At 64.8% G+C, this 13,166-nt stretch carries 10 protein-coding genes; 2 read left to right on the top strand and 8 right to left on the bottom strand.

Annotated elements, in window-relative coordinates; translation table 11 throughout:
* Nucleotides 1–13 precede the first annotated feature (13 nt).
* The 8 genes from AC1DY9_RS18100 to AC1DY9_RS18065 all read right to left on the bottom strand — a co-directional run bounded on the left by AC1DY9_RS18100 (nt 14) and on the right by AC1DY9_RS18065 (nt 11,079).
* Nucleotides 14–442 carry a hypothetical protein gene (locus AC1DY9_RS18100; protein ID WP_477667237.1) on the bottom strand — a complete coding sequence of 143 codons (429 nt, stop codon included), beginning with the start codon at nt 440–442 and terminating at the stop codon, nt 14–16.
* A gap of 303 nt (nt 443–745) precedes the next feature.
* Nucleotides 746–1,438, bottom strand: a complete 693-nt coding sequence (locus AC1DY9_RS18095) for a Crp/Fnr family transcriptional regulator (RefSeq protein WP_477667236.1) — start codon at nt 1,436–1,438, stop codon at nt 746–748.
* Between the two features lie 159 nt (nt 1,439–1,597).
* Nucleotides 1,598–2,314, bottom strand: coding sequence for a Crp/Fnr family transcriptional regulator (locus tag AC1DY9_RS18090; RefSeq protein ID WP_477667235.1), 717 nt, complete (start codon nt 2,312–2,314; stop codon nt 1,598–1,600).
* 161 nt (nt 2,315–2,475) lie between these two features.
* Nucleotides 2,476–2,757, bottom strand: coding sequence for a hypothetical protein (locus AC1DY9_RS18085; protein ID WP_477660591.1), 282 nt, complete (start codon nt 2,755–2,757; stop codon nt 2,476–2,478).
* 82 nt (nt 2,758–2,839) lie between these two features.
* On the bottom strand, nt 2,840–4,231 hold the full coding sequence (locus AC1DY9_RS18080) for a TIGR03862 family flavoprotein (RefSeq protein ID WP_477667234.1): 1,392 nt from the start codon (nt 4,229–4,231) through the stop codon (nt 2,840–2,842).
* A gap of 263 nt (nt 4,232–4,494) precedes the next feature.
* On the bottom strand, nt 4,495–5,127 hold the full coding sequence (locus AC1DY9_RS18075; RefSeq protein WP_457278648.1) for a hypothetical protein: 633 nt from the start codon (nt 5,125–5,127) through the stop codon (nt 4,495–4,497).
* A 58-nt stretch (nt 5,128–5,185) separates the two neighbouring features.
* Nucleotides 5,186–8,488: a UvrD-helicase domain-containing protein gene (locus tag AC1DY9_RS18070; RefSeq protein ID WP_477667233.1), complete on the bottom strand. Its 3,303-nt coding sequence runs from the start codon at nt 8,486–8,488 to the stop codon at nt 5,186–5,188.
* Nucleotides 8,485–11,079, bottom strand: coding sequence for a PD-(D/E)XK nuclease family protein (locus tag AC1DY9_RS18065; RefSeq protein WP_477667232.1), 2,595 nt, complete (start codon nt 11,077–11,079; stop codon nt 8,485–8,487). The genes AC1DY9_RS18070 and AC1DY9_RS18065 overlap by 4 nt, the downstream gene beginning before the upstream one ends.
* A 184-nt stretch (nt 11,080–11,263) precedes the next feature.
* On the opposite strand from AC1DY9_RS18065, the gene trxA reads away from it, so the two are divergent.
* Nucleotides 11,264–11,596, top strand: coding sequence for a thioredoxin TrxA (gene trxA, locus AC1DY9_RS18060; RefSeq protein ID WP_077594529.1), 333 nt, complete (start codon nt 11,264–11,266; stop codon nt 11,594–11,596).
* Between the two features lie 244 nt (nt 11,597–11,840).
* Nucleotides 11,841–13,103, top strand: a complete 1,263-nt coding sequence (gene rho / locus AC1DY9_RS18055; protein ID WP_348050341.1) for a transcription termination factor Rho — start codon at nt 11,841–11,843, stop codon at nt 13,101–13,103.
* The last annotated feature ends 63 nt before the right edge of the window (nt 13,104–13,166 follow it).

Raw genomic sequence — 13,166 nt, 5'->3', positions numbered from 1 at the left:
CGTTAACCCGGCGTTAACCCGGCGCCATCGGCTGGGTGGCCTGCGCGCCTGGGGCTGTCGGGTGAGCGCGTTGCTCGCGCTCATGCGTCAGCGCCAGGTGAAGCTGGTGCAAGGCGCCCACACACTCCAGCACGATGGACTGGACCAGCTCCGCGGCCTCGCCGGCCTGCGAGTTGGGTGCGGCCGCGAGTTTTTCACCGACGCTGAGCATGAGCCTGGCCTTGACGGCGTGAAACAGCGCGTCCCAATCAGCGATCGCGATGTCCAGCGGGTGGTCGGGGGTGAGCGCTTCGAGCTGCCGCTCGGGAAGCGAAGCGAGATGGATGCCGTCAGCGCCCTCGCCGTCTCCTTTGGCCCAGTCGCGCAGAACATCCAGCGCAGCGGCACTGGTGGCGGGCAGCTCGCATCGGGACTCCTTCATGAGTTCAGGAGAGCTCAGCATGGTCAGCGCCGAGCGCGCCAGCAGCCTGATATTGGGAGGGGGTGAGGAAGCAAGCCGGATCATTTCAGAACCCTCGCTAAAGGAGTTGCATGGCGCTGCAACAGCGGTTGGGCGCTGCGCCTTCAAAGGTTCGCAATATCGCCGTACGCTCCTTTCTAGGCGGCCCTAGGCGATCCGTCCGTGCGGTAACGCACATCAGCCGCAAAAGGTTTTCAGGCCGTGTCGCGGGCTGCCATTGAGCTGAAACAGGTAAACCGATGCTTTTGCCTGACAGGCAGGCCCCCGCTATCCCAAACCCGCTCGTCAGTGAAGCAATTGGGTATAGGTTTTCCGGTCAGCCGCGTAACAGCTGCATGCCGCGGCTTCCAGGCCGCCGCGGTCAAGAACCTTCAATTCACCACGGTGGTATTCGATCAATCCGCTGCGCTGCAACGCGCTGGCGGCCGACGTGATGCCGACGCGGCGCATGCCCAGCATGTAGGCCAGAAATTCGTGTGTCACATGAAAATTGTCGGAATGCGCGCGGTCCTGGCTCATCAGCAGCCATCGGGCCAGGCGCTGGCTCGTCAGGTGAAAGCGAAGGCAGGCGGCTGATGCGGACTGCTGCGCCATCAGCACATAAAGGTAGCGGTTCAGGCCGCGTTGCAACGAAGCGCTGAGCGCCAGCTCGCGCCGGAAAACGGCGGTGCTGATCCGCCAGGATGCCCCCGCGCCCTGCACCACCGCATGCACTGGCGCGGTGACAACGCCCAACACCAGTTGCGCGCCCAGCATGCCTTCGCGGCCCACCATGCCAACCTCTACACCCGGGCTGCCTTCCACCAGGGCCACAAGGGAAATGAAGCTTTCGACCGGGAAATAGACGTAACGTGTGGGTTTGCCGGGTTCGCACAGCACCTCGGCCAGCGACAGCTCGACGGGCTCGCAGACGGCGAGCAGGCGCAGGCGGTCCTTGCGAGGGAGAAGCTCAATGAGGTGGTTTTCGACAGGGGCCAAAATGGCTCTCCGGTGTAGGCGGACCCCGGGGAGTGCCGGGTCATGGACAAGGCCGCGCTACTGTCGTCAGTTCAATTCGGTGCCCCAGTATGCACGACGTGTCGCCAACGCCACCGTGTGCCAGCGCACACAGCACACAACAGGCCGCACACCGGGATGCTAGGAGGCGAGTTTTTCGGGAAGCAAGCGGTCGTATTCCTTCTTGACCACGGCATAACACTCACAGGTGCGCTGCTCCAGGCCCGGGCGGTCCAGCACCGTGATGCGGCCGCGCGAATAGCGGATCAAGCCGAGGTTTTGCAGCTTGGTCGCACCTTCCGTCACACCTTCGCGGCGCACGCCCAGCATGTTGGCGATCAGCTCCTGCGTCATCACCAGCTCATTGCTCTGCAACCGGTCAAGGCTGAGGAGCAGCCAGCGGCACAGCTGCTGGTCGAGCGAATGGTGGCGGTTGCACACCGCGGTTTGTGCCATCTGCGTGATCAGTGCCTGGGTGTAGCGCAGCAGCAGGTGCAGCACCGGCGCGCGCTTGAACTCGTCCTTGATCGCCTGTGCCTTGAGGCGAAAACCCTGGCCAGCGCTTTGCACGACGGCGCGGCTGGGTGTGGACTCCCCGCCCATGAACAGGGAGATGCCCACGACACCTTCATGGCCGACGACGGCAATCTCGGCCGAAGAGCCGTTTTCCATCACATAAAGCAGCGAGACGATGGCCGTGGTGGGAAAGTACACATGGTCCAGCGTGGTGCCCGACTCATAAAGCACCTGGCCCAGCGGCATGTCGACCCATTCCAGTTGCGGCAGCCAGCGCTGCCACTCTGCGTCCGGCAATGCGGCAAGCAGCTCGTTGTCTTTGGGGTTGGAAGCATTGGCCATCGAGACACTCCGGGGCGGATCTGGCTTCGAGTTGGGCCTCTGGCAGAGATCTCGCACCGTCTTCGAAGTATAGGCACTAACGGCCCCCCGGTATGTGCGCTACCGCACAAACGAAAGTTCCCCGGCAAAGTCCGCCCCCGGGGCTTTTGTGGGCCTCGGTGCTACCGGCTCACCTCTTCAACCGCCTCAGTCGTCTGCAATGCGTGAACGGCGATCTGCGCCGACATGAGCGCCAGCGAGGCCAGCGGGTAGGTGCCGCTGATGATGCCCCTGAAGGCGACTTCTGCGGCCACGGCGTCCTGGCCCAGGCCTTCGGTGGCGGCGATGATGCATTCTTCAATGCCGCCCAGCCCGGCGTCGCCGAACAGGTCTTCACCTTCGTAGGTCACGCGGTATTCGTACTGGGTCTTGTCAAAAGAGTCGATGTTAAAACGGACGATCATGGCGGCTCCTCTCGCGCAACTGCGAATGTTTCAAAAATTATTGCTATAAAATCAATAGCTGCTTGCGCCCGCTCCCATTGGGCTACAGGCCAAAATGGCTCAAAACGCCCTGCCCGGCAACGCGCCCGCCAGCAAAGCAGGCCGTGAGCAGATAGCCGCCCGTGGGGGCTTCCCAGTCCAGCATTTCACCGGCGCAGAACACGGGCTGGGGCACTGCAGCCGCAGCACCCAGCTGTAGCTGTGCACTCAGGCCCTCAAACATCACGCCGCCCGCGGTGCTGATGGCTTCATCCATCGGCCTGGCCGCAGTAACGCGCACCGGCAGCGCCTTGATGCCGGCGGCCAGGCGCACCGGATCGGCGATGGCGTCCTTGCCCAGCAGTTCGTACAACATCGCGGCCTTGATGCCGTCGAGGTTCAGGCGGCTCTTGAGGTGACTGGACAGCGAGCGTGAGCCGCGCGGGTGGCGCACTTCCACCAGCACCTGCTCGGCGGTCTTGGCGGGCAGCAAATCGAGCAGGAAGGTGGCGCTGCCGTGTTTCGCAATCTCGTCGCGCAACAAGCTGGAGGCGGCATACACCAGGCTGCCTTCCACACCGGTGGCGGTGGCAATGAACTCGCCCTTGCGGCTAAAAGCTCGGCCGCGTGAATCGGTGAAGCTGATGGCGACGGACTTGAAAGGCTGGCCGGCAAAACGGCTGGCGAAGTGTTCAGTCCAGCCGGCCTTGGTCAAGGGACTTTTTCCGATGAGCTCCTGCAGGAATTCGCGGCGGGTCTCGCCGGCGTCGGCTGCCGCCTCTTCAAGCTGCGCCGGGCTGTCGGGCCGCGCCGCCACGTCGAAGCCGCAGTTGGACGGCAGCAGCGGCGCCACGGCCACGCCGCGCGCAGCCAGCAGCGGCACCCAGGCGCCATCAGAGCCCAGCCGCGCCCAGCTGCCGCCGCCCAAAGCCAGCACCACGGCGTCGGCTTGCGCCAGCACCTCGCCGGTGGGCGTTGAAAACTTCAGCGCGCCGTCATCGGCCCAGCCCAGCCAGCGGTGCCGCATGGAAAACTGCACGCCGGCCTGGCGAAGGCGGTGCAGCCAGGCGCGCAGCAGCGGCGCGGCTTTCATGTCTTTGGGGAACACGCGGCCCGAGCTGCCGATAAAGGTTTCCACACCCAGCGCTTCAGCCCAGGCACGCAGCTCGGCCGGGCCGAACGCGGCCAGCAACGGCTGCAGCTGTGGAGCGCGCTCGCCATAGCGGCTCAGAAAAGCCTCCGGTGCTTCGGAATGCGTGAGGTTGAGCCCGCCCTTGCCGGCCAGCAAAAACTTGCGCCCCACCGAAGGCATGGCGTCGTACACCTCGACCTTCACGGCCGCACCGGCAGCGGCCAGCACCTCGGCGGCCATCAGGCCGGCGGGTCCGCCGCCTATGACGGCAATACGCAGGGGGCCGGCAGGCGGCGGTTTCACGGGAGAGGCTGAGTCGTTCAAAAGGTGTTCCGTCTGCTCGCGGAGGCGAGGTATGGTGAGATGGGAGAAATCAAGGCCAAACAACCGCCGCCTTCCTGAAAGGCGTCAAAGATAGCGCTTCACAGGCGAATGTGTTTGCTCTGTTTTTGATAGCTGCTTGCGCCCTATCCTATTGGCCTGCAGGGCTAAATCGCTTAAAAACAGGGGCCAGGTACAGGTTTGGCGCCGGTGGGCGGCATGCGCCAATTATCACAGGCCGCACTTGCCGGCCCGCGCGCGGCGCATTACATGGGCGGCGCAAAACCATCGCGGCCGACGATGACACGCAGCGCGGTCGGCTTGCCGGCTTTTTCCTGCGCAGTGATCATCACCTTGGCGCCCGGCACCAGCAAGGCGTTTTCGTCGGCCTTGCCGGGCTTGAAGGACACCACCGGCACATCCGGCGGAACAATCACGGTTTTCTCGCCGTCCTTGTAGCGCAGCGTGAGCTTTTGCCCGCCGGGCACCGACGTTGGCGCCGCGGCCAGGTCGGCCACGGTGGCGTTGGTCATGGTGCTGTCGGGCCGCAAATCCCAGGGGCGGTGGCCTTCACCGGCGCCGCGCGCTGCTTCGGGGAACACCAGCACCTCCAGCGCCAGCTGGCTGCCGTCGGGCTGCGGCATGCCGGCAGTGCCGATGTAGCTGCCGGGCTTGATGTCGGCGAGCGACAGCGGGTACACCTCGGACACGTCCATCTCGGCCGGGCGCACCAGCGTGATCACTTCGCCGCTGCGTTCCCTGATGGTGAGGCTGGTCGCATCGACTTTTTCAATCGTCGCGCGCAGGCGCACCGTGGGGTTAGTCGGTGCCGGGGTTTGGGCCCATGCCAGTGGCAGGACGGCCAGGAAGGTTAGCGAGGCGGCAAGTTGCTTGAACATGGTTGTCTCTTTCTTCAGGTCGGCGAATAACATGGGGTAGAGCGCGGGCTGTGTGAGATCAATCCAGCTCGACAACAGTTCCCCGCCCCGTCAGGAAAGCTGCTTTTACCGGCGCGCCGGGGTAAATCAGCTGCACCGCCGCACGGTAGTCCTGCAGCTGCGCCACCAGCGCGGGCTGCAGCTCCGGCGCCACGGCGGATTTGTAGTCGAGCACCCACCAGTGGCCTTCGTGGCCGGCGTCCTTGCGCTGCACCAGGCGGTCCAGCCGCAAGTCTTTCCCGGCGTAGACAAGGCCGACTTCGTTGCCTTGCCAGGCCACGGCTTGCGGGCTCCAGGCCCAGGCGCCCTCACCCGCCAGAATGCGCCCGGCCAGGCCGGCGGCCTCGGCGGCTTGTGCCGGGCTCAGGCGAAACTCGCGCGCCGCGGCCTTCACTTGTTCCGCCGACAGCGCACCGCCCCACTCCAGCAAACGGTGCATGGCCTTGCCGATGCGCGCCTTGAGCGAATCTTCATCAACGCGCACCGCAGCGGGCTCGGAAATCGTCATGACCTCGGGCAGTTCAGGCAACTCGGGCAGGTAGAACACGCCCGCGTCGGCCGCATCAAGATGGGCGGCTGCAGACTCATCCGCGACCGGCGCAGGCAGCTCGCCCACCAGTGCGTGCAGGCGCTGCCACCAGCTCTCAGTCGTCACACGGTGCGGCTCGATGGAGGAAATCACCAGCGTATGGCGGGCGCGCGTCAGCGCCACATACAGGGCGTTGAGCTCTTCGCGCTTGCGGGCGGCCTGCTCGCTGGCCAGCGTATCGGCGGCGCAGGCGGGCGGGCGGCTTTCGCTGACCAAAAAAACAAACTTGCGCGGCTCGGTCGCTTCGCCGGGCCAGTCGACCAGCACGCCCATGCTGTCGGCATTGCGTTCCACGGTGTCGGTGTCCAGCAGCAGCACGGCTTCGGCTTCAAGGCCCTTGGCGCCGTGGATGGTCAGCAGCCGGACCGCCTCGCTGCTGACGGCTGCCGGCGCCTGGGTGCCGCCGGCCTTGAGCGCGCGCACAAAACCGTAAGGCGTGGCGTAACGCCCGCCGTCGAGTGCCAGCGACACACCGAGCAGCGCGCGCAGGTTGGCCAGCACCGCGCTGCGCTGGGCCGCCGGGGCGGCAGCGCCAAAGCGCGCCAGCACGTCGCCGTCGTCGTAAATGCCCTGCAGCGCATCGTGCGGCGGCAAACGGTCCAGCCAGCTTTTCCATTTGGTCAAAATGGGCCCCAGCCCTTTCAAATCGGGCGCAAGCAGCTCCTCTTTTTGTAGCAGGCCGTACCACGGCTGGTGGTGCTCGCGCTGCAGCAGCGCCAGCTGCACCAGGCAATCGTCAGCCAGCCCGAACAGCGGCGAGCGCAGCGCGCGTGCCAAGGAAAGGTCATGCTGCGGCGACACCAGCACGTCGAGCAGCGCCACCATGTCCTGCACTTCGCAGCAGTCAATCAGCTCGGTTTTCTCGCCCACCTGCGCAGGAATGTGCAGCGCGCGCAGCTCGTCCTGCAGCGGCAGCAGGCCTGCGCGTTTGCGCGAGAGAACCATCACGTCCTGGGGACGCAGTCCGGCGGCTACCTGTTCTGAAATCCAGGCAGCGGCCTGGCGCGCCTCGCGCGTGCGCAGGGTCTCCTCGGGCAGTTCGCGCGGCGTGGTCAGGCTGTCGCGCCAGCCGGCGGCCAGCGGCGAGACCTCTTCTTCGTCCTTGTTGCGTGCAATGGGCGGAAGCCGGCCCACGGCGCCGGCGAGGCCTGAAGCCGTGGTGTGTTCGCGAAAACCGTCATAGCCGTCGGCCTCCCGTGCCATGGCCATGGCCGAGTTGACGGTGTCGATCACGGCTTCAGCGTTGCGCCGCGTATGGTCGCAGCTGAGCAAGTCACCGCCCAGGCCGTGCACCACAAAAGCCTGCGCAGCGCGGAACACCTGCGGCTCGGCACGGCGGAAGCGGTAAATGCTTTGCTTCGGGTCACCCACCAGGAACACGCTGGGCGCCGTACCCGCACCCGAGTATCCGATGAGCCAGGCATACAGGGCCTGCCACTGCAGCGGGTTGGTGTCCTGGAATTCGTCAATCATCAGGTGACGGATGCGCGCGTCCAGCCGCTCCTGCACCCAGCCCGACAACACCGGGTCGGCCAGCATCAGCAGCGCAGCGCGCTCTACATCGTTCATGTCGACCCAGCCGCGGTCGCGCTTCAACGCGGTGAATTGCGCAATCAACGCGCGCGTCAGACGCGCCATGCGCTGCTGGTACAGCCAGGCGTCGTGCTGCTGGCGGGCCGCCACCACGCGCAGCACCAAATCTTGCGCAATGCGCACCTGTTCGATACCGACGATTTTTTCGCCGAACTTGCGTGGCGTGCCCTTCTCGGTCAGCAGGGCCGCGATGGCCGCCGGAAAGTCACCGGCCATCAACGCCTGCTCCAGTTCCACGCCTTTGGCCGAGAAAGTCGGCGCGCTCGCACGGCCCAGCGCGATGGCAGCGTCCCTCAAGGTTTGCCGGTGAAAACGGTTGGTGCTGAGCAGCTCTTCGGGTTCATCCAGGCCGCCAAATTCAGTGAACTGAGCGCTGAAGGCTTGTACCGAGGCGTCGATCACCCCTTTTTCGTCGGCCAGTGTGAACTCGGTGCGCTTATCGAGCGCGGCCTGCAAGGCTTTGTCGGCCTGGAAGCGGCCATACGCCAGCACCACAGCCTCAAAGTCGGCCTTGAGCGACGCATCAGCCGCGACGGCCGCGTAAAACCGCCGCCACACCAGCGCGCGCGCTGGCGCGTCGTCTTCCAGCAGCTCATAGTTCACCGGCAGTTCCAGGCGCTGCAGCACCGCCACCGGTGCGCTGCGCAGCAGGGCTGCAAACCAGCTGTGGAAGGTGCGGATCTGCACCGAGCGGCCACTGGCCAGGATGGAGCGGTATAAATTTGATAGCTGCCCGCGCACGACCTGTGCGGACTGCAAGCCTTTTTGGCTTGAAAAATCGACCCTGACGCCGCGCATTTCGAGTTCGCGCTGCAGGGTCTCATCGTCGGCGTGGGCAAAGGCCTTGAGCCAGTCGTCCAGGCGCTCGCGCATTTCACCGGCGGCTTTTTTGGTGAAGGTGATCGCCAGGATCTCATGCGGCAAGACCTGCTGCCCCGGTGCGGCCGTGGCGCCGTCAAGCAAGGCCCGAACGATACGCGACACCAGCATCCAGGTCTTGCCGGCGCCTGCGCAAGCCTCGACAGCCACACTGCGCCGCGGGTCGCAGGCGATGGCGTAGAAGGCATCGGCGGAGAGCGGCTCGCCGTTGCATTCGTAGGCGGCGGCGTGGGGGACGAGCGTTTGGTTGAAAGGTGTCATTGGCTTTCCCCTCTCGCAGCTTGTTCCTCTAGATTCCAGAAGTCTTTGCGGCACAACCCTCTGGCTGAACAGTAATCGCAAGCCTTGCCCTCCCCCAACGCCGGCAGCACCGCACCGCGCGAGATACGCGCCATGTCGGTCAGGATGCTGTCGATGAGCTCGTCGCGCAGGCCGACGATGTCGGGCTGCTCATAGGTTTTGGTCGGCTCTTTTTCACCGAGATTGACATAGGCCGCGGCCAACGTGTCGTCGCTCATCAGGGCGGCATAAAACGCCAGCTGCGTGTCTTCCTGGCCGTTCTTGATGCGCTCGCTCGTGGTGGTGCGGGGCTCGGTCTTGTAGTCGATCACCAGGGCGTGCCCGTCGGGCTGGCGGTCGACGCGGTCGAGCTGGCCGAGCAGCGTGAGCGTGCCGACGGGCACTTCGCGCCAGACTTCGGCTTCGTCGAATACCGCGCCGGCGGCTTCGTGGTCGGCCAGCCATTTCAGGTAGCCCTCGCGCACGCCGGGCCAGGCCGCGGCAAAGGGCAAAAACTCGCTGTCGCTGAGCGCCAGCTCTTGCGTGGCGCGCTCGGCTGCTATGTTTAGCATAGCTACCCGCGCTGATAGATCGGGGGTTGGCGCCGCTTTGAGGGCTTCATGAAAATGCCGCAGCAGGCTGTGCAGCCAGTTGCCGAAGTCGCGCTTGCCCAGCTCGCTTTCAAGCTCTTCGGGTTCCTGCAGCCTAAGCTGGCGCAGCGCAAAAAAGCGGTAGGGGCAGCGCCGCAGGTCTTCATACGCGCTGGCCGAAAGCCGGGTGACGGGCAAGGCCTCGCCGGTCGGAAAGGGGTGCGGCGTGGGCTGGGTTGCCACGGCACGCAGGCTGCGAGGGTCGGTGGCCATGCGCTGTACCGCTTCCTCGTCCTGGTCCAGCAGCAGCTCCTGCACAAAGCCGCTGGGGATGAGGTGCTCGCCCGATTCACTGGTGCGCCAGAGCACGTCGAGATGCGGCATGTGCAGGGCGTAGTGCCAGGCTTGGCGCTGGGCCGCGGCCAGCACTTCCCGGGGCGGCAGGCCCAGCAGCTCGCGCTGGCCGGGCGTCCAGGGGCCGGCAGGTTCCGGCGACACCGGCAGGCGGATTTCATCGCAGCCGGGTAACACCACGGCCTGCATGGGGCGGCCCAGCAGCTGCGGCAGCGGCAAGATGACCACCTGTTCTGCCGGCGGATGCACCGGGGAGAACTTGCCGCCTTCCAGCGCCTGGTTGGCCCACTGCGTGAAATCATGCAGCCGCATCACCGGCGATGCTTCAAATTCGGTCTCAGCGCCTTCGTGCAGGCGCAGCACATCCAGCACCGTCTGCCCGGCTTCGTCCTGCACCAGTGCGTCCCACTGCCCGGCCGCCTGCAAAAGGGTGCGCAGGTCGCGCAGCCACATCGCCAGCGGACGGGCCCGGCCGAAAGGGCTGCGCAATGCGTTCACTTCGCGCGCCAGCGGGCCTGTAGCGGCAAACGCGGGCGGCAAGATGTCTTCTTCCGCAAAGTCCGGCAGGTCGCGCCAGGCGCGCACGCCGGTCTTGCGCAGCTCGGTTTCGGCGGCGGTGACCAGCGCGGCGTCAAACGCCGGTGCGTTTTTCAGCCAGTCCAGCACGGCATCCGTCGAGGCATCCCAAGGCATGGCGCGCAGCAGGCTCATCAGGGCGGCAGCGGCGCGTGTGGTCGAAAGCTTCCAGCCGGTTTCATCGCGCATGGCGATGCCGCGCTCAGCCAGCATGGCGCCTACGCGGCGGGTGAGCTGCCGGTCCTGCGCAATCAACGCGACCGGGCTGCGGCCTTGCGTCAGATGCGCCAGCACGCAAGCGGCGGCCCGGCCCGCTTCGTCTTCAGCGTCTTGCGCAATGTGCAGCGCGGGTGGTGCCGAGGGCTCTTCGAGTGAGATGCACAGCAGGATGGAAACCGACCGGTCGCCGAAGTGCGCCTTGAGGGCTTCGGTAAGCGGGTCGGCCTGAAAGCCTTCCAGCACGGCGAACAGCTGCGGTTTCGCCTGGAAAAGGCGGTCTGTGGGATAGGCGGACGCCGCCGCCCAGGCCAGCGCGATGCGCCCCACAGCAGCTTCGAGGGCCAGCACCGGCGAGTCCAGGCCGGCACCCAGCGTCAGCGCCAGCCGCTCGCTCCAGGCGCGGCGCGCGGCCGGCACGACGGCTGCGGCCACACCGGCCAGGCTCCAGGCCGCTTCAACCAGCCTGCCGGCCAGCGCATCCTGCTGGGCGCCCAAGCCGGCGCGGCCCAGCAGTGACGCGGCCGTCAGCATGTCGACCGCCACATCCATGCGCAAATCGTCGCCCGAGGGCACATAAAGGCCCAACGTGCCGCCCAGGCCGCTGGCCCAGTTCATGGTGGTTTCAAAGCGGGGAACAAAAAACGTCTCGCCCGCCTGCGCAGCCCAGGCACGGCGCGCCTGCTGGATCAGCTGGGCATAGGGCAGCAGCACCACGGCTTCTGCGGGATGGACGCCGCGCGCCTGCATTGCTTCTGCAAGCCGGCCCATGGCCTGATGCCAGCACAGCGCATCAGGCGCAGACCATGCGGCATCAGAGGTTGGGACGGGTGGCATACAGAGGTTGGGGAAAAGAGGTTGGCAAGAAAGAAATGAGGCCGGAAGCCGCAAATTGAATAATCTCTATCGGGGCCATAGCCCCCGCGCGCCCGACCCGGCCACTTGCTTTCTGCCACAATGACTACAACTTTAGCCGTACCGTACCGTATCGTAACCATCCTAACCAGACAAAGGAGCCGCCATGGCGAGCGAACTGATCAAACATACCACCGATGCCACCTTCGAAGCCGACGTGCTGCAAGCCTCCAAACCCGTGCTGGTGGACTACTGGGCTGAATGGTGCGGTCCGTGCAAGATGATCGCGCCGATTCTGGACGAAGTGGCCACGGGTTACGACGGCCGTCTGCAGATCGCCAAGATGAACGTCGACGAAAATCGCGACATCCCTGCCAAATTCGGCATCCGCGGCATCCCCACCCTGATGCTGTTCAAGGATGGCCAGCTTGCCGCCACCAAGGTCGGCGCCATGAGCAAGGCCCAGCTGACCGCCTTCATCGACCAGCAACTGGCCTGAGGTTTTTCGCGCGGGAAGGGAGGCACGGCGCACCGCCGCTTCCCGACCCGTGCAGGTCTCCCGGCCGCTGGCCGGATGCAGGGAAAATGCCTTGATTTCCCGCCTGAATTTCCTGTCATAATGTGCTTTATTCACCAGACGGCACTCGCTGCCTGGTTCGAGTTCCCGGTTTGTAAGCCATCTTCTGCGGCTTCTTTTCAAACCTCCCCCATTTCCATCAATGAACTCCGCAAGGAGTAACTCCATGCACTTAAACGAACTCAAGGCACTGCACGTGTCTGAAGTCCTCAAGCAGGCCGAAGCCCTTGAGATCGAAAACGTTGGCCGTATGCGCAAGCAGGAGCTGATGTTCGCCATCATCAAAAAACGTGCAAAAACCGGCGAGACCATCGTGGCCGACGGCGTGCTGGAAGTGCTGCCCGACGGTTTCGGTTTCCTCCGTGCTCCGGATTCAAGCTACACGGCCAGCACCGACGACATCTACATCAGCCCCAGCCAGATTCGCCGCTTCAACCTGCACACCGGCGACATGATTGAAGGCGAAGTGCGCACCCCCAAGGATGGCGAGCGCTACTTTGCCCTGAACAAGCTGGACAAGGTCAACGACGGCCTGCCCGAAGACAACAAGCACAAGGTCATGTTCGAGAACTTGACGCCGTTGTTCCCGCGCGAGCAGTTCAAGCTCGAACGCGACATCAAGGGCGAAGAGAACCTGACCAGCCGCATCATCGACATCGTCGCGCCTATCGGCAAGGGCCAGCGCGCCCTGCTGGTCGCGCCGCCCAAGTCCGGCAAGACCGTGATGATGCAGAACATCGCCCATGCCATCACCGCCAACTACCCTGAAGTGGTCATGATGGTGCTGCTGGTGGACGAGCGCCCTGAAGAAGTGACCGAAATGCAGCGCAGCGTGCGCGGCGAAGTGATCTCCTCCACTTTTGACGAACCCGCCGCGCGCCACGTGCATGTGGCCGAAATGGTGATCGAACGCGCCAAGCGCCTGGTCGAACTCGGCAAGGACGTGGTCATTCTGCTGGATTCCATCACCCGCCTGGCCCGCGCCTACAACAACGTGCTGCCCTCCTCCGGCAAGGTGTTGACCGGCGGTGTGGACGCCAACGCACTGCAGCGCCCCAAGCGCTTCTTCGGTGCGGCCCGCAATATTGAAGAAGGCGGCAGCCTGACCATCATCGGCACCGCACTGGTCGACACCGGCAGCCGCATGGACGAAGTGATCTTTGAAGAATTCAAGGGCACCGGCAACTGCGAAATCCACCTGGACCGCCGCCTGTACGAAAAGCGCGTGTTCCCGGCAATTCACCTCAACCGCAGCGGTACCCGCAAGGAAGAGCTGTTACTTGCACCCGAAATCCTCCAAAAGTCGCGAATTTTGCGTCAATTCATGTACAACATGGATGAAATCGAGTCCATGGAGCTGATGCTCAAGAACATGAAAGCGACGAAGAACAACCACGAATTCTTCGACATGATGAGGCGCGGCGGCTAAAGCCGCCACGCCAATTGTTGCCCCCACGGTCGCTCACTTCGTGTAGCTTCCTGCCCCCCGAGG

It is taken from the genome of Polaromonas sp. P1_F6, assembly GCF_056405695.1.
The sequence above is the reverse complement of the archived record's forward strand: the minus strand, read 5'-3'. Positions and strand labels throughout refer to the sequence as shown.